The organism is Mesorhizobium sp. M0276 (genome assembly GCF_040321755.1).
GTDB lineage: Bacteria > Pseudomonadota > Alphaproteobacteria > Rhizobiales > Rhizobiaceae > Mesorhizobium.
This window is the reverse complement of record NZ_JAMYSC010000013.1, coordinates 1-21,512: the sequence shown is the minus strand read 5'-3', so window position 1 is coordinate 21,512 and position 21,512 is coordinate 1. Positions and strand designations below refer to the sequence as shown.

Sequence of the window (21,512 nt, the reverse complement as noted above, 5' to 3'; positions counted from 1 at the left end):
GCGCTAGAGTTCCGAAGCGTTAGTTTTGAGTTAGAATTTCGTCAGGCTGGAAGAGCAAATGCAAAATGAGGGCAGCGGCGCCAATATAATCTCACTCTTCGGTGGTTTCCGGATCGAAAATGGATCGGCGGATCCGCTCCGGCTGACAGGGAAAAGAGGTCCTGCGATCGTTGCCTATCTGGCCCGGTGTCCAGGCATGGTGGCGACACGGGAGAGACTGGCTGATCTGTTTTGGGGTGACAGCGATAGCGAACACTCGCGCAATAGCCTGCGGCAAACGCTCAGCGTCCTGCGTCGGGATCTGTCACGCGCAGGTGTGGATCTTATCCATTCCCGCGGGGACCTAATCGGCCTCGCGCCAGACGCGGTTCGAGTTGACGTGGAGGAATTCGAAGCAGGCCTCTCGGCCCGTTCCGTGCAGGAACTCGAAAAGGCTCTGGCGAACTACACCGGGCCGTTCCTCGACGGGCTTTATCTGGGAAGCAGTGGGTTCGATGACTGGGTCGCATCCGAACGCGACAGGCTGCTGAGCCGCGCACTTGAGGCCTTCGAAAAATTGGCCCGCCTCGTCGACGCGGAAACCGGGGTCATCCTGGTCGATCGTGTTCTGGCCATGGAGCCGACGCGGGAAGAATCCTACCGGCTCAAGATGGAATTGCTCCTCGCATGTGGTCAACACGACAGGGCGATTAGGACATACGAGGCCTGTAGAAGCATGCTGAAGAAGGAGCTCGGCGTCCACGTTGGCCCGCAGACGCGAGCGCTTTGGCAATCCGTGCTGTCTGCCGTCGCCACGGCCTCAAATGCCCAGCCGGCAAATGCTGTTCCAGCCAGCCAGCGCCTCGGGCACCCATCGATCAGCGTTGCCGACTTCATCAATCTGACCGGAAAGCAGGGCGACGATTTTTTCGCCAAGGGACTCGTCCAGGACATCACCACGGCCCTCTCCGAGGTCGCCGACTATATCGTGCTTTCCGCATTTCCACCCGTGGAGAAGAACGGCCCTGCCGAAGAAACCAAAATCCCGGGCATGCTTCGGGCGCAATATGTGCTCAGCGGTAGCGTCCAGAGATCCGGCAATGGGCTGAGGGTGAACATCCAGCTTGTCGATGCCGCCGGCGGCCATAACGTCTGGGCCCAGAAGTTCGATGGCCACTCCGAGAACGCGCTCGAATTCCAGGACAGGATCGCTCAGGCGGTTGTGCTGGCCGTGATCCTCGACCTTCAACTGACCAACTGGAAAGTCCGCGACAAGAGCCCACCCGGTCCCCCTGAAGTGCGCAGGTTGGTGAACGAAGCTCTCATGAAATATTTTGAAATGACCCGGGATTCGCTGTTGGTCGGGATAGAGCTTGCCGAGAAGGCTGTCGCGATAGGTCCCGACAACGCTCGTGCGAAGCGAACGCTCTCGGTCTTAATTTCCATGGGCGTGGCGTTTGGCTCGCTGCCCCGGGAGCCAGGGCAAATCGAGCGTGCGGTCGAGCTTGCGGAAGCAGCGGTACGGGCAGTGCCTGACGACGAAATCGCCCGCTGCATCCTGTCCTTCGCGCTCGAAAGTTCCGGTCGCATCGACGAGGCGATCGCCGAGTGCCAACATGCGATCAGCCTCAACCCGAGCTATCCGACCGGCCATGGCGACATTTCGATGCTCTTCGCGTTGCGCGGACAGGTCGGTGAAGCAGTGCGTGAAGCCAACGAGGCAATCCGGCTCGGAACGCATGACGTCATCGACTTCTGGCGTCACCATGGCCTGGCTGTTGCACTGTTCGCCGGCGGAGACGATCGGCGGGCGCTCGAAGCCGCCCGCAGGGTGGTTAGGACAAAGCCGGGATTCGTTCGCGGCGCCCTCTACTGGGCTGCTGCCGCGTCGGCAACCGGAAACAACGAAGAGGCCTCGCGGGCCATCCATCATTGCCTGTCACAACTTCCGCATCTCAACCTGGGTAATGTCTGCCCCGGCTTTGTGCCGCGCTATGTGAAGGATCATCATCACGCGAGATTCCTTGAAATGCTGTCGAGGGCTGGCCTTCCGAGCTCCTGAGGAGGTCGCGAAGAGCAGATCGTTGCTAATGAACCGCATGGTCGGGCGCAACGCCTCCTGCATATGCTTCAGGACCGCTGGACCGAATCCAAACCTATCCGGAACTGATCACTCCTTCCCCGCCCGCCTGATCACCCGCGCGTAAAATTCGCCGACAATGCCGCGCCGGAAGATCAGCACGCACACCATGAAGATCAGCCCGGTGGCGATGGTCACCGGGAAGCCGGAAGTGGCAAGGGTGTTTTCCAGTCCGATGACCAGGCTTGCGCCGATCATCGGCCCGACCATCGTGCCGATGCCGCCGAGAAGCGTCATCAGGATTACCTCGCCCGACATCTGCCAGGTGACGTCGGTGAGCGTGGCGAACTGGAAGACGATCGCCTTGAGCGAGCCGGCCAGCCCGGCCAGCGCCGCCGACATGACGAAAGCCCCCAGCTTGTAGTTGGCGACGGAATAGCCCAGCGAAATGGCACGGTTCTCGTTTTCGCGAATCGAGCGCAGGATCATGCCGAACGGCGAATTGACGATGCGCCAGATGGCGAAGACGCCGACCAGGAACACGACAAGCACGAAATAATACATGTTCAGCGAGACATTCAGGTCGAGGACGCCAAGCAGGATGCCGCGCGGCACGCCTTGGATGCCGTCCTCGCCTTGCGTGAAGGGCGCCTGCACGCAGAAGAAGAAGAACATCTGCGACAGCGCCAACGTGATCATGGCGAAATAGATGCCTTGCCTGCGAATGGCGAAAAGGCCCATGACGAGGCCGAGCAGGGCCGCGCCCGCCATGCCAAGCAGGATGCCCGCTTCCGGCGGCCAGCCCCAGACCTTGACGGCATGCGCGGTGAAGTAGGCGGCGCCGCCAAAGAAGGTGGCGTGGCCGAACGACAGGAGCCCGGTATAGCCGAGCAGAAGATTGAACGCGCAGGCAAACAGCGCGAAACACAGCATCTTCATCAGGAAGATCGGATAGACCAGGAAAGGCGCAACCAGCAGCGCCACGATGCCGAGCCCGACCAGCGTCCATTCAAGCCTTGCCGAGGTCCTGGAGGGCTTCTCGCGGAGCGTCAGGTCGGCCATGTCAGATGTCGCTTCCGACGTCTCGGATGTCTCTCCCGGCATCTCAGGCGTCCCTTCCGAACAGGCCGGCCGGCCGGACCAAAAGCACGATGGCCATGATGACGAAGACCACCAGGTTGGAGGCCTCGGGGTAGAAGACCTTGGTCATGCCTTCGGCGAGGCCGAGCATGTAGCCGGTGACGATCGCGCCGAGGATCGATCCCATGCCGCCGACCACGACGACCGCGAAGACGACGATGATGAGATCCGATCCCATCAGCGGGCTCACCTGGTAGACGGGTGCTGCCAGAATACCGGCAAGCCCGGCAAGCGCGGAGCCGAGGCCGTAGGTCAGCGTCAGCAGCAACGGCACGTTGACGCCGAAAGCCTGGACGAGACGGGGGTTCTCGGTTGCCGCGCGCAGGTACGATCCCAGCCTGGTCTTCTCGATCAGCGCCCAGGTCCCGAAGCAGACGATCAGCGAGGCGACCACCACCCAGCCGCGATAGTTGGGCAGGAACATGAAGCCGAGATTGGTGCCGCCGGAAAGCAGCGGCGGCACGGCGTAGGCGTTTCCCGAGACGCCGTAATAGTAGCGGAACATGCCTTCGAGCACGAGCGCGAGACCGAAGGTGAAGAGCAGGCCGTAGAGCGGATCGAGATCGTACAGCCTCGACAGTGCCAGGCGCTCGACGACGATGCCGAAGACGCCGACGATCAGCGGCGCGAGGATCAAAGCGGGCCAATAGCCGATGCCGAGATGGGTGAGAAGCAGATAGCCGACGAAGGCGCCGAACATATACTGGGCGCCATGGGCGAAATTGATGACGCGCAGCAGGCCGAATATGACGGCCAGGCCGAGGCTCAGCATGGCGTAGGACGAGCCGTTGATCAGCCCGACCAGCAGCTGTCCGAGGAAGGCCTGAACGGGGATTCCGAAGATCATCGTCATGGCGCCATCATACACCCAGGACTTCGTGCAGCAGCGTCATGCGGTCCGGCAGTTCGCCGATCGGAAACCCTGCCACGACCTTGCCGTGCTCCATCAGATAGAATCGGTCGGCGACGCGGCTGGCGAAGCGGAAGTTCTGCTCGACCAGCAGGATCGTCATGCCGCGCTTTTTCAACGTTGCCAGCAACTCACCGATGCGCTGCACGATGACGGGGGCGAGACCCTCCGTCGGCTCGTCGAGAAGCAGCATTTTCACGCCGGTTCTCAACATGCGCGCAATCGCCAGCATCTGCTGTTCGCCGCCCGACAGCCTGGTGCCGGGACTGTTGCGCCGCTCCTTCAGATTGGGGAAGAGTTCGAATATTTCCTCGACGCTCATGCCGCCCTCGGCGACGACCGGTGGCAGCACCAGGTTCTCGTCCACGGTCAGCGTCGCGAAGATGCCGCGTTCCTCCGGCACGAAGCCGATTCCTTGATGGGCGGTGCGGTGCAGCGGCACCCGCATCAGATCCTTGCCGTCGAAAGCGATCCGGCCGGTTCGCTTGCGGATCAGCCCCATGATGGAGCGAAGCGTCGTCGTCTTGCCTACGCCGTTGCGGCCAAGCAGCGTGACCGTCTCGCCGGCAAACACCTCCAGATCGACGCCGTGCAGCGCATGACCCTCACCATACCAGGCGTTGAGACCGCTGACCGCAAGCAGGGGCGCGGCGCTAGTCATCGGCGGTGCCCATATAAGCGACCCTCACGCGTTCGTCGCGGCTGACGGTGGCGTAGTCGCCGGCCGCCAGCACCTCGCCACGCTGCATGACCGTTATCCAGTCGCAAAGGTCGGCGACGACAGTCAGATTGTGCTCGACCATCAGCACGGCGCGATCCCGTGCCACCGAGCGGATGAGGTCGGAAACCGTGGCCACGTCCTCATGTCCCATGCCGGCCATCGGCTCATCCAGCAGCAGCACTTTCGGATCGAGCGCCAGTGTCGTGGCGATCTCGAGCACGCGTTTCCTGCCATAGGAAAGATCGCCGGCAAGCCTGTTCCTGGCGTCGTCGAGACCGACCGACCGCAGCAGTTCCTCGGCGCGCGGCGTCAGCCGATCGAGCGCCGCGAGCGAGCGCCAGAACTGGACGCTGAGCCCGCCCGGCCGCTGCAGCGCGACGCGCACATTGTCGAGTACGCTGAGGTGCGGAAAAATCGCCGATATCTGGAACGAGCGCACCAGACCCATGCGCGCGACCCTGGCCGGCGAGGTTCGGGTGATGTCGTGGCCGAGCAGTTCGATCCTGCCGCTGGTCGGCGCCAGGAACTTGGTGAGCAGATTGAAGACGGTCGTCTTGCCGGCGCCGTTGGGTCCGATCAGCGCATGGATGTTGCCATGGCGGACATCGAGATCGACATTTTTGACGGCGACGAAGCCGGCAAAGTCGCGCCGCAACCCGCGGGCGGAAAGCACCACATGCGGCTCGTTCGCGTTCACCTCAGGCGGCGCCATGGCCGCGCCGATCACTGGCTGGCCGTCGAACAGCCACTTTCCTTCTCGCTGAGGAAGGCCTCGTTGCCGGGAATGGTGGCGAGGTATTTGTAGTAGTCCCACTCCTTGGTGCTCTCGGCTGGCGACTTGACCTGATAAAGATACATGTCGTGAATCATGTTGCCGTCCGCCTGCACCTTGCCGTTGGCCGTAAAAACGTCGTTTACCGGCATCGAATGCAGTTGCTTGGCGACGGCTTCGGTCTCGTCGGTGCCGGCCTTGTCGATCGCTTTCAGGTATTGCGTCACCGCCGAATATGTCGCTGCCTGGATCATGTTCGGCATGCGGTTCGTGCGCTTGGAAAAGCGCTGCGCGAATTCGCGGCTCTTGTCATCGCGATCCCAGTAAAAGCCCTCGGTCAGCACGACGCCTTGCGCCGCCTGAAGGCCCAGCCCATGCACCTCGGCCAGCGTGAAGAGAAGTGCGGCAAGACGCTGGCCGCCTTGGACGATGCCGAATTCGGCCGCCTGTTTGATGGAATTGGAAGTATCAAGGCCGGCATTGGCCAGCCCGATGACCTTGGCACCCGACGATTGCGCCTGCAGCAGGAAGGACGAATAGTCGGTCGCCCCTAGGGGATAACGCACTTCGCCCAGCACCTTGCCGCCGTGGCTTTCGACGAACTTCGCGGTCTGCTCCTTCAGCGAATAGCCGAATGCATAGTCGACGGTAACGAAGAACCAGCTGTCGCCGCCCTGCTGCACCAGAGAGCCGCCGGTTCCCACCGCCTGCGAGTGGGTGTCATAGGCCCAGTGGAAACCGTAGGGTGAGCACTGCTTGCCGGTCAGCTCCGTGGTCGCCGCACCGGTAACGATGTCGATCTTCTTCTTCTCCTTGGAAATGCCCTGGACGGCGAGCGCGACCGAAGAGGTGGTCAGTTCCATGATGGCATCGACCTGTTCGGTGTCATACCACTGCCGCGCAATGTTGGAGGCTATGTCAGGCTTGTTCTGGTGGTCGGCGCTGATGATTTCGACCGGCGCTCCCTGCACCTTGCCGCCGAAATCCTCGACCGCCATCTTGGCGGCCTCGACCGACCATTTGCCGCCAAAATCGGCATAGACGCCCGACTGGTCGTTGAGGATACCGATCTTGACCTTGCCATCGGAAATCTCGGCACCCGAAGCGGAGCTTGCAACAGCGGCGAGAAGGGCGGCAGAAACGAAATAGCATGCCTTCATGGTCTACTTCCTCCCATCACGATGAAGCCGACCGGCCCTCCACGATCGATCATCGGCAAGACGAACATTAGGAAGATGAGCATGATCGGCAAGAGGCCATTGCGCATTTCATGGCCGAAGCGGCGCACTTTGGCGCCATTACGCGGACAATGCAGACACAGACCGAGATACAGGAATGGCGACGGCGAACGCGCGCTGCAACTCCTTCAACAGGTCGAGCACCACGGCCTGCCGTCGCGGTTTTCGTTGCCGCCGGCTATCTGGCCGCCGGCCTCTGACTGTGTTGGCGGGCATAGGCAACACAGGCATCCACCGTGCTGACGCACAGCGCGTCGCGCCTGTTCGGCAGATTGTTGTCGCCGGCGTAGGCGACTTCGGCAACGCGGCCGTCGACCATGCGGATTTGCGTATCGCAATAACCGCCGGGAGCGACATTGACGGAACCGCCGACCGCCGGGATCGCGCCGACCGCCAGGGTTGGAACGACAATGCTTAGATTGCCGCGCTGAACGATGCGCTTGTAGGTCCAAATCTGGCCCGAGCGGCCAGCGTCCGCGGTGGCGGTCGGAAACCCGGCGCACATTCGAACGTCGGCTTCGCTGAGACCGACCATCTCCTTGCGGGCCGCCGACGCTGTGGGGTCAGCCTTGGCCATGCGTGACGTATCGTCGGGAACGACGCAGGAAGACAGGAAGACAGGATACCGGCGAAGAGAACAGGAATGGCGAGCTTTCGAATCGAGGAAAATGTCATACCGACTGTCGGATTTGCATGGCCCCCGCCGCTTCTTTACCTAGGCAAACAGGCTATCGGATCAACCCGTGCAGCTTCACGAAAAAGTTGCCATGGCTGGATCATGGCCGGCCACTGGGACGTGCGCCGGGGTGGTGGTCGGAAACCGGACGTGAGCCGCAAGGGTCGCATCCATGATCATCCGGTCACCGCCCCCGCAACTGCTTCCGCCACCAGCGGCCGGGCGTCTCCCACTCGTGCGAAAGAATCGTAAAAGGCGGCGGGTCGTCGATGCTGTGTGCACCGCTGCGGTCGGCCGAAGCCGTCCTGTTCTCTCTTCGTTGAAATTTTTGAGAGAATATTCCTGGCTGTGGTGGGAACGGCGAAATGCGTTCTTTGATATAATCGATAGAATTTATGACGATGCGACCAAGGCTTAGGCAGTCCGCCTGGCCGCGATGACTTCACAACCGCAGAGATCAATCATGACCGACTTCAAAAACACTTCGCCCTCTTCCCTCTGGTCACCCCTAAGCCGGCGCAGTGGCCTTGCTCTGCTGTTTGCCTCGGCCGTCGCGATTGGCAGCCTGTTGGCGCCCGGCGCGTCGTTCGCCGAAGACAAGAAGGCGATCAAGGTCGGCATCATCAGCGGCGAAGACGAGGATGTGTGGCGGGTCGTCGTCGCCCAGGCTGCCGAAAAGGGCCTCGCCATCGAGACCGTGGTGTTCAACGACTACACCCAACCCAACGAGGCGCTGGAGCGTGGCGAGATCGACGCCAACGCCTTCCAGCACCAGCCCTATCTCGACAACCAGATCAAGACTCAAGGGTATCACATCGTCCGCGTCGGCTACACCGGCGTATGGCCGATCGGTCTCTACTCGAAGAAGTACACCAAGGTCGCCGAGCTGCCCGAGGGCGCGGTCATCGGCGTTCCGAACGACCCCTCCAATGAAGGCCGGGCGCTGCGCGTCTTGCAGAATGAAGGCGTGGTCAAGCTGAAAGACGCCACCGGCATCTTGGCCACCACTGCCGACATCGCGGAAAATCCCAAGAAGGTCCAAATCAAGGAGTTGGACGCAGGCATCGTTGGACGCTCGGTTGAGGATCTCGACGCTGCCGTGGTCAACACCGATTGGGCGCTAAAAAGCGGCCTGACGCCGGAAAACCGCATCGCGCAGGAGCCCATTGCCGACAATCCGTACCGCAACTTCATCGCGGTGAAGTCCGGCAACGAGAACGAGGCCTGGGTGAAAACGCTGGTGGCTTCGTACCAGAACGAGGCGGTGAAAGCCGAGTTCAACAAGGTCTACAAGGGCACCGGCCTCAGCGCCTATTGAGGACATACAGGCGCTCAAGCGTCTGCTTTGACAGCAAGGCGGTCCGCGCCACGCGCGGGCCGCACTCGTATTTTCAGGATCCGCCCATGAACCAGCACTTTACCTCGACCGTCGAGACCGCGGAGCAGGCCGGCGCAACACAGCAAGATGTCGTGCGCCTTGTCGAGCTTAAACGCCGCTTCGGTGTCACGGCAGCGCTCGACGGTATCTCGCTGACGGTGCGCAAGGGCGAGATCCTCGGCATTATCGGTCGCAGCGGCGCCGGCAAGTCGACGCTGATCCGCTGCCTGAACGGCCTGGAGCGGCCCGATTCGGGCGGCGTGTTCATCGAGGGCCGCGAGATCAGCCGGCTCGGCGAGCGCGACCTGCAGCCGCTGCGCCGGCGCATCGGCATGATCTTCCAGCATTTCAACCTGCTGTCGGCCAAGACCGTCGAGGACAATGTAGCGCTGCCGCTCAAGATCGAAGGCCGCCCGAAGGCCGAGCGGCTGGCGCGCGCGGCCGAGCTGCTCGATCTCGTCGGCCTGTCGGAGAAAGCCAAAGCCTATCCGGCCTTGCTGTCGGGTGGCCAGAAGCAGCGCGTCGGCATCGCCAGGGCGCTTGCGGCGCGCCCGGCGCTGTTGCTATCGGACGAGGCCACATCGGCGCTCGATCCGGAGACGACGCGGTCGATCCTTGCACTGCTGAAAGACATCAACCGGCGGCTTGGCCTGACCATCCTTTTGATCACCCACGAAATGGAGGTGATCCGCTCGATCGCCGACCGGGTGGCGGTGATCGACGCCGGGCGCATCGTCGAGGAAGGGCCGGTCTGGTCGGTGTTTGCCGATCCGCGCTCCGAGATTACGCGGAGCCTGCTCGGCGCCATCCGGCCGCAGCTTCCGGCCGAACTGGCGGCCCGGCTGCTGCCGGCGGCCGGCGCGGAGACGATCCTGCGCGTCGATGTGGCCGGCGAAGCGGCAAGCAGCCCGCTGCTGTCCGACCTGGCCACGGCTGTTCCAGGTGCCTTCCGCCTCGTCCATGGCGGCATCGACCACATCCAGCAGCAGCCGGTCGGGACGCTGTTCCTTTCGGTTCCCGGCAGCGATGCAAATCGTCTCGCCGACATCATCACATTCCTGAAGGCCCGCCAGACGCGGGTGGAGGTGCTTGGCCATGTCGCCAATCCTGTTTGAGCTTCTGCTGCGTTCGATCTGGGAGACGGTGCTGATGACGGCCGCCTCCGGCCTCATCTCGCTGGTCTTCGGCCTGCCGCTCGGCCTGGCCTTGATTGCCACCGAACGCGGCGGCATTGCCGAAAGCCTGTGGGTGAATCGCGCGCTGGGTGCCGTCATCAACGGCTTCCGCTCGGTGCCCTTCATCATCCTTCTGGTGGCGCTGATCCCGGTGACACGACTGATCGTGGGCACCTCGATCGGCACATGGGCGGCGATCGTGCCGCTGTCGATCGCCGCCACGCCCTATTACGCGCGCATCGCAGAAGTGTCGCTGCGCGAGGTCGATCATGGTTTGATCGAAGCGGCCCGCGCCATGGGCGGCAATCGCTGGACGATCATCCGCGAGGTGCTAGTGCCCGAAGCCCTGCCCGGCATCGTCGCCGGCTTCACCGTGACGCTGGTGACCCTGATCGGCGCCTCGGCCATGGCCGGCGCCATCGGCGCCGGCGGCCTCGGCGACCTCGCCATCCGCTACGGCTACCAACGTTTTGAGACGTCAGTCATGATCGCCGTGGTCATCGTACTGATCATCCTGGTCTGCGGCATCCAGTGGGTGGGGGACAGGCTTGTGGCGCGGCTGGATCGGCGGGGGTAAGCGGAGCCGGTAGTTGGGATTGGCCGAGGCTTCCCCAACTTCGTCGTCCACGGGCGGAGCAGCCGCGAAGCGGCGTCGCGGCATCCGGCCCTTTGATGTCCATCTCGTTTCCGTCTCCGCCGCGCGCCTTGAAGCCCGCAGACTTCTTGCGCTCAACGGCGATCTCGAACATCCGTCTTTTCGGTCGTTTCGCTGTTAGCGGGCGCGCTGCTTGTCCGTCGCCTTCCGGTCGACCGCGAGCTCGCCCACCGACAGGACGACGCCGAATTTTTCGCTGGCTTCCGCAGGCGTATAATATCCCAGCGCCACATCGCGCAGCACCAGATCGGCATCCCGCTCGCGCGGATCGCCATAGCCGCCACCACCCGGCGTGCCGACCCTGACCCGATCTCCCGCTTTCAGCGCGATGTCCTGCTCCTTGGACAGATGCAGTGGTACATGTTCCTCGCCATTGCGGAAAACGGTAACGGTGTTGACCGCGCCGTCCTCACCGCCGAGTGCGCCTTGCGGGCCGAAACGGCCGTGATCCATGACGAAGGAGGCGCGCGCGTCGCCGCGCAGGATCTCAACCTCATAAGCTAGGCCAAAGCCGCCGCGATGCTTGCCGGCGCCGCCCGAGCCTTCGCGCAAGGCATAGTGGCGGTAGAGCACCGGGAATGCCTGTTCCATGATCTCGACCGGCGGCGACTTGGAGATGCCGATGGTCGAGCAGCCATTGGTCAAGCCGTCATGACTTGAATTGCCGCCATAGCCGCCGCCGGAGATCTGGTACATGACGTAGTCGCGGCCGCGCGCCGGGTCGTTGCCGCCGAGCGCGAAATTGCCGCTGGAGCCGGCCGGGGCCGCCGTCACCTTGTCCGGCACTGCCTGCACCATGGCCGCGAACACCGCCTCGGCGATGCGCTGCGACACTTCGGCGGCGCAACCCGATACGGGTCGCGGGTATTTCGCGTCGAGGAAAGTGCCTTCCGGGCGCTTGACGATCAGCGGTTCAAACGCGCCGGCGCTGATCGGCACATCGGGGAAAATGTGGCGCATGGCGAGATAGACCGACGACAGGGTCGTCGCCAGCACGCTGTTCATCGGCCCGGCGCACGGTTTCGACGAGCCGGAGAAATCGAAGGTCAGCGTATCGCCCTGCTTCTCGATGGCGAGCGCGATGGTCAGCGGCTCGTTGACCACCCCGTCGGAGTCGACGAACGCCTCGGAACTGTAGGTGCCGTCGGGGATGGCCACTATGTTGGCACGCATCTGCTCGGCGGCGCGGCGACGCAATTCGGCGATCGCCTCGACAACAGTTTCGTCGCCGTAACGATCCAGGATTCCGTTGAGCCGGTCCTGGCCGATCAGCAGCGCTGCGGCCTGGGCCCTGATGTCGCCGATGCGCTGGTCGGCGACGCGGATGTTGTTGCAGATAATGGCGTAGATCTCCGCGTCGAGCACGCCCTTCTTGAACAGCTTGACCGGCGGCAGCCGCAGCCCTTCCTGCTCGACTGCCGTTGCCGATGCGGAAAACCCGCCCGGCACGGAGCCGCCAATGTCGGGCCAGTGGCCGGTGTTGGACAGCCAGCAGAATATCTTGCCATTGCGATAGACCGGCATGGCAAAGCGCACATCCATCAGATGGGTGCCGCCGAGATACGGATCGTTGACGATGTAGATGTCGCCTGGGTCCGGGGCCAAGCAGCGGCCATCGGCGATCATCTCGATCACCGTCCTGGTCGAATACTGCATGACACCCACGAACACCGGCAGGCCCTGGCTGCCTTGCGCGATCAGCGAACCGTCGACGGCCGAATAGATGCCGTCGGAGCGGTCGTTGGCCTCGGCGATCACAGGCGAGAACGCAGCGCGCGAAAAGGTCAGGTCCATCTCGTCGCAGACCTGCTGCAGCGCCGCCTGAAGGACCGAAAGCGTGATGGCGTCGAGTTTTTCCATCTCAGGCCTCGCCAATATCGATGATGATGTTGCCGTCGGCGTCGCAGCGTGCGCAGTCGCCGGGTTCGAGCACAGTGGTGGCATCCATCTGTTCGAGGATTGCCGGTCCTTCGATGATCGCATCTAACGGCAGTTTTTCGCGTTCGTATACCGGCGTGTCGTGCCAGCGGCCGGCATACCAGACCGGCCGGATTTCGCGTCGCGCCTCGTCGAGTGTCTTGGTGCGCCCCGCCGGATCGATCAACCGCGACAGATCGATCGCCGGCCTGACGCCGGTCACCGAGGTGTTGAGATTGACGAGATTGGCGCGGATTTCCGGCAGTTCGACTTTGAAGCGGGCGAAATAGGCCTTTTCGAAAAGCTGCTGCAGCGTTGCCCGCGTCACCGATGACGACGGCAGCGCCACGTTGACGATGTGGGTCTGGCCGACGAACTGCATGTCGGCCGAATGGGTGACGCGGATCGTCTCCGGCTTCACCGCTTCCTTGCCGATCAGCTCTTCGCCTTCGTTTCGGTGCCGTTCCAATAGGTTGTGAAGCTGGACTTCGTCGAGCACCGCGACAGGCTGATTGATCGTGTTGACGAAGTCGTGGCGCAGATCGGCGACGACGCAGCCGAGCGCGTTGGTTATGCCGGGACGCGCGGGCACCAGTACCTTGGGCAGGCCGAGTTCACGCGCAAGGGCTGTCGCATGCAGCGGACCCGCCCCGCCAAAAGCGAACAGCGCAAAATCGCGCGGATCGTGGCCGCGCGACACGGAGACCATGCGGATGGCGCCGGCCATCTTCATGTTGCCGAGCCGCAGCACCGCACCAGCCGCCTCGACCCCGGACAGGCCGGTCGCCTTGCCTATCTTGTCCTCGAATATGCCGGTGACGCGCTCTGATGTGACCGGGTTTTCGACCGCCAGCAATTTCTTCGGCGCCAATCGGCCGAGCACCAGATTGGCGTCGGTGATGGTCGGCTCCAAGCCGCCGCGTCCATAGCAGATCGGGCCCGGATTGGCGCCGGCACTTTCCGGGCCGATCTGGATCAGGCCGGCCGCATCGACGCGCGCGATCGAGCCGCCGCCGGCGCCGACCGTGTGCACCGCCACCATCGGCACGTGGATCGGCATCGCGTATTCGATCTCGATCTCGTTCGACACAGCCGGCTCGGCATTGCGGATCAGTGCCACGTCGGTGGAGGTGCCGCCCATGTCATAGGTGACGAGGTTTTCGAAGCCGGCGCGCTTGCCCGTATAGGCAGCGGCGATGACACCCGAGGCCGGACCGGACATCACCGTCTTGGCTGATTCACGTGTGACGAAACGGGCCGAGATCATGCCGCCATTGCCGTTCATGATCAGGAAGTCGCGGGCATAGCCTTTTGCGCCCAATTCCTTGCGCAGCCGCTCGACGTAGCGCTCGAGGATCGGCTGTACGGAGGCGTTGACCGAGGCGGTCACGCCCCGCTCGAATTCCCGCGCTTCCGACAGCAGCGCATGGCCTGCTGTGATGTAGCCGTTCGGCCAGAGTTCGGCGGCGATTTCGGCGGCGCGGCGCTCATGCATCGGGTTGGCGTAGGAATGCAGAAAATGGATGACGAGGGATTCGCAGCCGGCCGCGATCAGCGTCTTCACGGCGTCACGCATCTCGGCCTCGTCGAGCGGCGTGCGTATCGCGCCCGACGCCTCGACGCGCTCCGAGACCTCGAGCCGCAGATTGCGCGGAATGATCGGCACGAAGCTGCCGGTCATGCCATAGGCCTGCGGCCGCGTGCGTCGGCCAAGCTCGATCACGTCGCGAAAGCCACGCGTCGTGATCATGCCGGTTTTCGCCAGCCGGCGTTCGAGCACCGCATTGGTTGTGGTGGTCGTGCCGTGCACGATGAGATCGATGCCGTCGATGGCAAATCCCGTGGTGCCGAGCGCCGAAACGACGCCGAACGCCTGGTTGTCGACCGTGGTCGGCGTCTTGGCTAGATACACCCTACCACTGTCACGTCCGTCGATCAGGAGCAGATCGGTGAAGGTGCCGCCGACATCGATACCGGCAACGACATTTCCCAGGGAATCATGCGCTTGCGCCGAAAAATTCTCTTCCATCATCGAAACCCGAAATGCGCGGACTACGGATATGCGTCAGTTTGGAAAGCTGTTTTAAGGGAGCATCTTGACGCAAATATCGTTTGTATACTAATAAATTCGGGACACAAGAGCTTGCCGCTTTGGAGTGTGCGAACAGCACGCCGGGACCTGAATGGTTCGGGCGCGCAGGTGAAAGTTTGGCGCCCGCATCCACAGTTGGGCCAGAAGGTTGGATTTGATGAACACCACATCCGCTCTCAACATCGTCGGCGCCCGCCCGCTGCAATTCCCGATTCCGGCCAATGTCTACGCCGAGACCGTCGTCTCGGTGAAGCACTACACCGACCGGCTGTTCTCGTTCCGCATCACCCGCCCGCAGTCGCTGCGCTTCCGCTCCGGCGAGTTCGTCATGATCGGCCTGCCCAATGCCGAGAAGCCGGTGTACCGCGCCTATTCGGTGGCCAGCCCGGCCTGGGACGAAGAGCTGGAATTCTTCTCGATCAAGGTGCCGGACGGCCCGCTGACCTCGGAATTGCAGAAGATCCAGGTCGGCGACACGGTCATCATGCGCCCGAAGTCGACCGGCACGCTGGTGATCGACGCGCTGACGCCCGCCAAGCGGCTGTTCATGATCTCGACCGGCACTGGCATCGCGCCCTTCGCCAGCCTGCTGCGCGATCCCGATACCTACGAGAAGTTCGATCAGCTGATCCTGACCCACACTTGCCGCGACAATGCCGAACTGACTTATGGGCAGGAGCTGGTGGCTGCACTGGAGAGCGACCCGTTGATCGGCGAGCTGACCGCCGGCCGCGTCACGCTCTACAATTCCACGACCCGCGAAGAATCGCCGTGTATGGGCCGCATCACCGCGCTGATCGGCTCCGGCAAGTTCTACAGCGATCTCGGCATCGACAAGCTCAATCCTGAAACCGACCGCATCATGATCTGCGGCTCGATGCACATGCTGAAGGATGTCAAGGAACTGGCCGAAAGTCTCGGCTTCGTCGAAGGCTCGCTGAGCCATCCGGCGACCTTCGTCGTTGAGCGCGCCTTCGTCGGCTAGGCCTGGGCCGGCGACATCTTAATTTTACATTTTGACCATGCGGTCAAAAATCAGCTGCTCCGGTAGCCTTTTTCAGCTATGACGGCCCAAAGGACTCGTGAAGTATAACTTCGCGAGCTATCTTCGTGCGTATCGTCCAAAAGAGTCGAGCGGTCTTGGGAAAGCGATACGCGCCAAGGCATAAGCGCACGCCGCTGAATGAAAGGGCAGGAGATGAGCAGCACAATCCGCGAAGCCGATCTCGGCACCAAGGTGACACCGTTGCCCGCGCGTGCCGCCGCCAACACAGCCGTTCCGCCGGACCATCGCATCGCGCGCAATCCCGGCATGAAGCTCGACCTCGGCTTCATGGAATCGGTGCGCAGCGTCAACCGTTCGGCGCTGGAACGGCGCGTCGCCAGCCTGACCAAGCGGCGCTCGATCAAGGCCGACAACCAGGCGGCCTGGCTGCTGCGCGCGGTTGCCTGCATGGATCTGACGACGCTGAATTCTAACGACACCGAGGAGCGCGTGCGCCGGCTCTGCGCCAAGGCGATCAATCCGTTCCGCCGCGACATCGTCGAAGGCCTCGGCATAGCCGATGAAAAGATCCACCCGGCCGCCGTCTGCGTCTACCATCCCTTCGTCGCCACCGCCGTCGAGGCCTTGCGCGGCACCGGCATCCATGTCGCCGCCGTTTCCACTGCCTTTCCGCATGGCCTTGCACCGCTCACCACCCGTCTGCAGGAGATCGAGGCTTCGGTGCGCGACGGCGCCGACGAGATCGATGTCGTCATTCCGCGCGGCCTGGTGTTCGGTGCCAAGTGGCGGGAGCTCTACAATGAGATCGTCTCGATGCGCGCCGCCTGCGGTGATGCGCATCTGAAGGTCATTCTGGGCACCGGCGACCTCGCCACGCTGCGCAACGTCATGCTGGCTTCGATGGTGGCGATGATGGCGGGCGCCGACTTCATCAAGACCTCGACCGGCAAGGAAAGCGTCAACGCGACGCTGCCCGTCGGCCTCGCCATGGTCCGCGCCATCAGGGCCTATTTCGAGGAAACCGGCTATCTCATCGGCTTCAAGCCGGCCGGCGGCATTTCCACGGCCAAGGTCTCGCTCGACTGGCTGGTGCTGATGAAGGAAGAGCTTGGCCGGCCGTGGCTGGAACCGGACCTGTTCCGCTTCGGCGCGTCGAGCCTCTTGACCGACATCGAGCGTCAGCTCGAACATCATCTGACCGGTCACTATTCGGCCAATCATCGCCACGCAATGGCTTGAGCACCCACCCCGATCGGCCTTGCCGATCGACCCCTCCCTGCAGGGAGGGTGAAGGAGGCACCTGATGAACATTCTCGACCGCTATCACGCCATGGATTACGGCCCGGCGCCGGAAGCCCGCAACGAGGCCGATGCCTGGCTTGCCGTCCGCGACTTTTCCAAGGCGTTGTTCATCGATGGTACCTGGAAGGCCGCATCCGGCGGCAAGACTTTCGAGACAAGCGAGCCATCCTCCGGCAAGCTCCTGGCCAAAGTCTCCGACGCCAGTGCCGCCGATATCGACGCGGCGGTTGCGGCGGCCGCCAAGGCGCTGCCCAAGTGGAGCGCCAGCTCAGGCTATGTCAGGGCGAAAGTGCTTTATGCCATCGGTCGTGCCATGCAGCGCCATCAGCGCCTGTTCGCGGTGCTTGAGACAATCGACAATGGCAAGCCGATCCGCGAAAGCCGCGATATCGATGTGCCGCTGGCGATCCGTCATTTCATCCACCATGCCGGCTGGGCACAGGCGCTGGACAGGGATTTCCCCGGCCACAAGGGTGTCGGCGTCGTCGGCCAGATCATCCCGTGGAACTTTCCGCTGCTGATGCTGGCCTGGAAGATCGCGCCGGCGCTCGCCGCGGGTTGTACGGTGGTGCTGAAGCCGGCCGAGTTCACGCCGCTGACGTCAATCCTGTTCGCCGAGATCTGCGAGCGCGCCGGCGTGCCGAAAGGCGTCGTCAACATCGTTCAGGGCGGCCCGGAAGCGGGCGCCGCCATCGTCAACCATCCCGGCGTCCAGAAGATCGCCTTCACCGGCTCATCCGAGGTCGGCAAGATCATCCGCAAGGCAACCGCCGGCTCGGGCAAGAAACTGTCGCTGGAGCTCGGCGGCAAGTCGGCCTTCATCGTCTTCGAGGACGCCGATCTCGACAGCGCCGTCGAAGGCCTGGTCGACGGGATCTGGTTCAACCAGGGCCAGGTCTGCTGCGCCGGCTCGCGCCTACTGGTCCAGGAAGGCATCGCCGACGCCCTGATCGCCAAGGTCAAGACGCGAATGAGCCGACTGCGCGTCGGCAGCCCGCTGGACAAGAACACCGATATCGGCCCGCTGGTCGATTTGACCCAGCTCGACCGGGTCAAGGGTCTGGTCGCCGAAGGCGCCAGACAAGGCGCCGTCTGCTGGCAGCCGGATGCGGCGCTGCCGTCCTCCGGCCATTATCACCTGCCGACACTCGCCACCGGTGTTTCGCCGGCTAATATTCTTGCTCAAGAGGAAGTGTTCGGCCCGGTGCTGGCGACCATGACCTTCCGCAACACCGAGGAAGTAATCGAGCTCGCCAACAACACGCGCTACGGGCTCGCCGCGTCGGTATGGAGCGAGAACGTCAACCTCGCTTTGCATGTCGCGCCGCAACTGAAGGCCGGCGTCGTCTGGGTCAACGGCACCAACATGTTCGACGCCGCCTGTGGTTTTGGCGGTTACCGCGAGAGCGGTTTCGGCCGCGAGGGCGGGCGCGAGGGCATGTTCGAGTATCTCGCGGCGAAACTGCCGCTTGGCCCGGTGATCAAGCCGGCGACGATCTCGGCGCAACCCGTCGAACAGACCGATGGCGCGGCAATCGACCGCACGGCGAAGCTGTTCATCGGCGGCAAGCAAATTCGGCCGGACGGTAATTACTCGCTTGCCATCGCTACCGCCAAGGGCAAGCTTGCAGGCGAGGTCGGGCTAGGCAGCCGCAAGGATATACGCGATGCCGTTTCAGCGGCGCGGGCCTGCAAGGGCTGGCCTGAGGCGACCGCCTATAACAGGTCCCAGGTGCTTTATTATCTGGCTGAAAATCTTTCCGGCCGTGCCGACGAGTTCTCGGCGCGCCTCGTTCAGCTCACGGGCGTCACCGCCAAGGCCGCGCGCGAGGAGGTCGACCGGTCGATCGAGCGGCTGTTCCTCTATGCCGGCCTTGCCGACAAGTTCGAGGGCCGCGTGCACCAGCCGCCGGCGCGTGCCGTGACACTGGCCCTGCACGAGCCGGTCGGCGTTGTCGGCATCGTCGCGCCTGACACCTCACCGCTGCTCGGCCTGATCTCGCTGGTCGCACCGGCGCTGGCCATGGGCAACACCGTGGTCGCGGTGCCTTCGGAAAAATATCCGCTGCTGGCCACGGACCTCTATCAGGTCATCGAATATTCCGACGTTCCGGCCGGCGCCATCAACATCGTCACCGGCCGCGCGGCGGAACTTGCCGGCGTGCTGGCCAAGCACGACGACGTCGACGGGCTGTGGGTGTTCGCCGACGCCGAGACCTGCGCCAAGGCGGAGGCCGAATCCATCGGCAACCTCAAGCGCGTCTGGAGCAGCAATGGCCGCAGCCTCGACTGGGCGTCCGACGAGGCCGCCGGCGACGCTTTCCTGCGCCGCGCCGTCGAGGTGAAGAATGTCTGGGTGCCTTACGGGGATTGAGCCACGTGGCTATCCGCGATTGGTGATCGTGTTCGGGCTTGACGCCCGGATGTATGTTCTTTAACGAGAAAAAACATTTTTATCTGTGGGTTGATGACGCGCAGGCCGCATGATGATGCCTGACTGGCACATGACGCCCCGGCCGGCTGCCGATAGACCCTAACGATGGCAAGCGGACGAGGAGAACAGCATGGCGGATCTGGCAGGCAAGGTCGTTGTCATCACGGCAGCGGCGCAAGGCATCGGCAAGGCGAGCGCGCTGGCCTTCGCCAAGGCAGGCGCCGTGGTCCACGCCACAGACATCAACGAAGCGCTGCTGGCTGAGCTCGCCAAGACCTCCGGCATCAAGACCCGCAAGCTGGACGTGCTCAATGACGAGGCCGTCAACGCGGCCTTTGCCGAGATCGGCATCGTCGACGTCCTGTTCAATTGCGCCGGCTTCGTTCATTCTGGCTCGATCCTGGAGATGAAGGACGCCGATCTCGATTTCGCCTTCAACCTCAATGTCCGCGCCATGATCCGCACCGTGCGGGCCGTGCTGCCCGGCATGCTGGAGCGCGGCGACGGGTCGATCATCAACATGTCCTCGGTCGCCGGCGCCGGCAAAGGCGTGCCCAACCGCTTCGCCTATGGTGTCACCAAGGCCGCCGTCATCGGCCTGACCAAGGCGATCGCCGCTGACTATGTCGGCAAGGGCATACGCTGCAACGCCATTTGCCCCGGCACGGTCGAGAGCCCCTCGCTGCAGGACCGCATGCACGCGCAAGGCGATTACGATGCCGCCCGCGCCGCCTTCATCGCCCGCCAGCCGATGGGCCGGCTCGGCACGCCGGAGGAAATCGCCGATCTCGCCGTTTATCTGGCGGGCGCCACCTATACGTCCGGACAGGCCTACAATATCGACGGCGGCTGGTCGATCTAGGGTGCTCTCCCTAGCGGAAAAGCAGGTTGCTTCCGCGCTTGCCCGGCCACCATCCACTGGCTAGGTTCCGCCGGCCCTGGAACCACGTCGTCGCGGCGACGGAGCGAATTGTAATCGGCCGATGGCCGCAATCAGGAGAAGGATCTAGATGAAACTGCTGCGCTATGGCGAGGTGGGAAGCGAGCGCCCAGGTCTGCTCGATACGGATGGCATCATCCGCGATCTCTCCGCTCATGTCGCCGACATCAGTGGCAAGGCGCTGGACCCGGCATTGCTGGCTGATCTGGCCAAGCTCGATCCGAAATCGCTGCCGGCGGTTTCCGGCAGCCCGCGCCTCGGCGCCTGCGTCGCCGGCACCGGCAAGTTCATTTGCATCGGCCTCAACTATTCCGACCATGCCGCCGAAACCGGCGCCACCGTGCCGCCGGAACCGATCATCTTCATGAAGGCAAGCTCGGCCATTGTCGGGCCGGATGACGACGTGCTGATCCCGCGCGGCTCAGACAAGACCGATTGGGAAGTCGAACTGGCCGTGGTCATCGGCAGAAAAGCCAAATATGTCAGCGAAGCCGACGCCCTTGACTACGTTGCCGGCTATAGCGTTGCTCACGATGTGTCGGAACGCGCCTTCCAGGCCGAGCGGCAGGGCCAGTGGACCAAGGGAAAGTCCTGCGACACCTTCGGCCCCACCGGCCCATGGCTGGTGACCAAGGACGAGATCGCCGACCCGCAGAACCTGAAGATGTGGCTGACGGTCAACGGCAAGACGATGCAGAACGGCTCGACCAGGACCATGGTCTACGGCGTCAAGTACCTGGTGTCCTATCTCAGCCAGTTCATGTCGCTGCACCCCGGCGACATCATCTCGACCGGCACGCCGCCCGGCGTTGGCCTCGGCATGAAGCCGCCGGTATTCCTCAAGGCTGGTGATGTGGTGGAGCTCGGCATCGAAGGGCTCGGCCAGCAGAAGCAGACGTTCAAGGCGGACGTGTAGAGGTTGCGCTGCCCCCCATGCGGCCGCTTCGCGGCCACCTTCTCCCCGCTGGGGAGAACAGGTGAGCGCCGGCGCTGACAATCTCCTCTCCCCTTGGGGCAGGGGAATCGCACATGAGTACAAAGGGACTCTTGTGTGGTGTGCGGAAATCGATTCTGAAAGGACCTCTGGATGATCGGAG

The 21,512-nt window shown here is 63.3% G+C and carries 17 protein-coding genes; 9 read left to right on the top strand and 8 right to left on the bottom strand.

The features are described 5' to 3' along the window. Nucleotides 1–58 precede the first annotated feature (58 nt). Nucleotides 59–2,041 carry a BTAD domain-containing putative transcriptional regulator gene (locus NKJ01_RS12390; protein WP_352728251.1) on the top strand — a complete coding sequence of 661 codons (1,983 nt, stop codon included), beginning with the start codon at nt 59–61 and terminating at the stop codon, nt 2,039–2,041. Between the two features lie 108 nt (nt 2,042–2,149). On the opposite strand, the gene NKJ01_RS12385 is transcribed toward NKJ01_RS12390, so the two are convergent. The 6 genes from NKJ01_RS12385 to NKJ01_RS12360 all read right to left on the bottom strand — a co-directional run bounded on the left by NKJ01_RS12385 (nt 2,150) and on the right by NKJ01_RS12360 (nt 7,417). Further along, nucleotides 2,150–3,121 (bottom strand): branched-chain amino acid ABC transporter permease, encoded by a 972-nt coding sequence (locus tag NKJ01_RS12385; protein WP_352728426.1) that lies wholly within the window; start codon nt 3,119–3,121, stop codon nt 2,150–2,152. Nucleotides 3,122–3,164: 43 nt separating this feature from the next. Then, the gene (locus NKJ01_RS12380) at nt 3,165–4,052 is read right to left on the bottom strand and encodes a branched-chain amino acid ABC transporter permease (protein ID WP_352728249.1); all 888 of its coding nucleotides are present in this window, start codon (nt 4,050–4,052) and stop codon (nt 3,165–3,167) included. 7 nt (nt 4,053–4,059) lie between these two features. Continuing rightward, nucleotides 4,060–4,770, bottom strand: coding sequence for an ABC transporter ATP-binding protein (locus NKJ01_RS12375; protein ID WP_352728248.1), 711 nt, complete (start codon nt 4,768–4,770; stop codon nt 4,060–4,062). Beyond that, complete coding sequence (locus NKJ01_RS12370) at nt 4,763–5,542, bottom strand: ABC transporter ATP-binding protein (protein WP_352601819.1); 780 nt, start codon at nt 5,540–5,542, stop codon at nt 4,763–4,765. The genes NKJ01_RS12375 and NKJ01_RS12370 overlap by 8 nt, the downstream gene beginning before the upstream one ends. Nucleotides 5,543–5,553: 11 nt before the next feature. Further along, entirely contained in the window at nt 5,554–6,762 is a 1,209-nt protein-coding gene (locus tag NKJ01_RS12365; RefSeq protein WP_352728246.1) for an ABC transporter substrate-binding protein, read from the bottom strand. Between the two features lie 256 nt (nt 6,763–7,018). Then, entirely contained in the window at nt 7,019–7,417 is a 399-nt protein-coding gene (locus NKJ01_RS12360; RefSeq protein WP_352728244.1) for a hypothetical protein, read from the bottom strand. A gap of 562 nt (nt 7,418–7,979) precedes the next feature. Between NKJ01_RS12360 and NKJ01_RS12355 the strand changes: the two genes are divergently transcribed. The 3 genes from NKJ01_RS12355 to NKJ01_RS12345 all read left to right on the top strand — a co-directional run bounded on the left by NKJ01_RS12355 (nt 7,980) and on the right by NKJ01_RS12345 (nt 10,646). Then, nucleotides 7,980–8,834, top strand: a complete 855-nt coding sequence (locus tag NKJ01_RS12355) for a MetQ/NlpA family lipoprotein (RefSeq protein WP_352728242.1) — start codon at nt 7,980–7,982, stop codon at nt 8,832–8,834. A gap of 86 nt (nt 8,835–8,920) precedes the next feature. Next, entirely contained in the window at nt 8,921–10,009 is a 1,089-nt protein-coding gene (locus tag NKJ01_RS12350; RefSeq protein WP_352728240.1) for a methionine ABC transporter ATP-binding protein, read from the top strand. Continuing rightward, nucleotides 9,990–10,646, top strand: a complete 657-nt coding sequence (locus tag NKJ01_RS12345) for a methionine ABC transporter permease (protein WP_023761329.1) — start codon at nt 9,990–9,992, stop codon at nt 10,644–10,646. Before NKJ01_RS12350 ends, NKJ01_RS12345 begins: the two co-directional genes overlap by 20 nt. A gap of 195 nt (nt 10,647–10,841) precedes the next feature. On the opposite strand, the gene NKJ01_RS12340 is transcribed toward NKJ01_RS12345, so the two are convergent. Both NKJ01_RS12340 and NKJ01_RS12335 read right to left on the bottom strand, forming a co-directional pair. Continuing rightward, entirely contained in the window at nt 10,842–12,584 is a 1,743-nt protein-coding gene (locus tag NKJ01_RS12340; RefSeq protein WP_352728238.1) for a hydantoinase B/oxoprolinase family protein, read from the bottom strand. Nucleotide 12,585: 1 nt separating this feature from the next. Beyond that, nucleotides 12,586–14,670, bottom strand: a complete 2,085-nt coding sequence (locus NKJ01_RS12335) for a hydantoinase/oxoprolinase family protein (RefSeq protein ID WP_352728236.1) — start codon at nt 14,668–14,670, stop codon at nt 12,586–12,588. A 220-nt stretch (nt 14,671–14,890) separates the two neighbouring features. On the opposite strand from NKJ01_RS12335, the gene NKJ01_RS12330 reads away from it, so the two are divergent. The 5 genes from NKJ01_RS12330 (at nt 14,891) to NKJ01_RS12310 (ending at nt 21,331) form a co-directional block, all read left to right on the top strand. Beyond that, nucleotides 14,891–15,718 carry a ferredoxin--NADP reductase gene (locus tag NKJ01_RS12330; RefSeq protein ID WP_352601832.1) on the top strand — a complete coding sequence of 276 codons (828 nt, stop codon included), beginning with the start codon at nt 14,891–14,893 and terminating at the stop codon, nt 15,716–15,718. Nucleotides 15,719–15,931: 213 nt separating this feature from the next. Further along, nucleotides 15,932–16,978: a deoxyribose-phosphate aldolase gene (gene deoC, locus NKJ01_RS12325; RefSeq protein WP_352728234.1), complete on the top strand. Its 1,047-nt coding sequence runs from the start codon at nt 15,932–15,934 to the stop codon at nt 16,976–16,978. Between the two features lie 64 nt (nt 16,979–17,042). After that, the gene (locus NKJ01_RS12320; RefSeq protein WP_352728232.1) at nt 17,043–19,415 is read left to right on the top strand and encodes an aldehyde dehydrogenase family protein; all 2,373 of its coding nucleotides are present in this window, start codon (nt 17,043–17,045) and stop codon (nt 19,413–19,415) included. Between the two features lie 190 nt (nt 19,416–19,605). Then, nucleotides 19,606–20,337 (top strand): SDR family oxidoreductase, encoded by a 732-nt coding sequence (locus tag NKJ01_RS12315; RefSeq protein ID WP_352728230.1) that lies wholly within the window; start codon nt 19,606–19,608, stop codon nt 20,335–20,337. A 148-nt stretch (nt 20,338–20,485) separates the two neighbouring features. Next, nucleotides 20,486–21,331, top strand: coding sequence for a fumarylacetoacetate hydrolase family protein (locus NKJ01_RS12310; RefSeq protein ID WP_352728228.1), 846 nt, complete (start codon nt 20,486–20,488; stop codon nt 21,329–21,331). The last annotated feature ends 181 nt before the right edge of the window (nt 21,332–21,512 follow it).

Coding starts and splice junctions, on each gene's coding strand:
- NKJ01_RS12390 (WP_352728251.1), top strand. CDS start 59: ATGCAAAATGAGGGCAGCGGCGCCAATATAATCTCACTCTTCGGTGGT.
- NKJ01_RS12385 (WP_352728426.1), bottom strand. CDS start 3,121: ATGGCCGACCTGACGCTCCGCGAGAAGCCCTCCAGGACCTCGGCAAGG.
- NKJ01_RS12380 (WP_352728249.1), bottom strand. CDS start 4,052: ATGACGATGATCTTCGGAATCCCCGTTCAGGCCTTCCTCGGACAGCTG.
- NKJ01_RS12375 (WP_352728248.1), bottom strand. CDS start 4,770: ATGACTAGCGCCGCGCCCCTGCTTGCGGTCAGCGGTCTCAACGCCTGG.
- NKJ01_RS12370 (WP_352601819.1), bottom strand. CDS start 5,542: ATGGCGCCGCCTGAGGTGAACGCGAACGAGCCGCATGTGGTGCTTTCC.
- NKJ01_RS12365 (WP_352728246.1), bottom strand. CDS start 6,762: ATGAAGGCATGCTATTTCGTTTCTGCCGCCCTTCTCGCCGCTGTTGCA.
- NKJ01_RS12360 (WP_352728244.1), bottom strand. CDS start 7,417: ATGGCCAAGGCTGACCCCACAGCGTCGGCGGCCCGCAAGGAGATGGTC.
- NKJ01_RS12355 (WP_352728242.1), top strand. CDS start 7,980: ATGACCGACTTCAAAAACACTTCGCCCTCTTCCCTCTGGTCACCCCTA.
- NKJ01_RS12350 (WP_352728240.1), top strand. CDS start 8,921: ATGAACCAGCACTTTACCTCGACCGTCGAGACCGCGGAGCAGGCCGGC.
- NKJ01_RS12345 (WP_023761329.1), top strand. CDS start 9,990: ATGTCGCCAATCCTGTTTGAGCTTCTGCTGCGTTCGATCTGGGAGACG.
- NKJ01_RS12340 (WP_352728238.1), bottom strand. CDS start 12,584: ATGGAAAAACTCGACGCCATCACGCTTTCGGTCCTTCAGGCGGCGCTG.
- NKJ01_RS12335 (WP_352728236.1), bottom strand. CDS start 14,670: ATGGAAGAGAATTTTTCGGCGCAAGCGCATGATTCCCTGGGAAATGTC.
- NKJ01_RS12330 (WP_352601832.1), top strand. CDS start 14,891: ATGAACACCACATCCGCTCTCAACATCGTCGGCGCCCGCCCGCTGCAA.
- deoC (WP_352728234.1), top strand. CDS start 15,932: ATGAGCAGCACAATCCGCGAAGCCGATCTCGGCACCAAGGTGACACCG.
- NKJ01_RS12320 (WP_352728232.1), top strand. CDS start 17,043: ATGAACATTCTCGACCGCTATCACGCCATGGATTACGGCCCGGCGCCG.
- NKJ01_RS12315 (WP_352728230.1), top strand. CDS start 19,606: ATGGCGGATCTGGCAGGCAAGGTCGTTGTCATCACGGCAGCGGCGCAA.
- NKJ01_RS12310 (WP_352728228.1), top strand. CDS start 20,486: ATGAAACTGCTGCGCTATGGCGAGGTGGGAAGCGAGCGCCCAGGTCTG.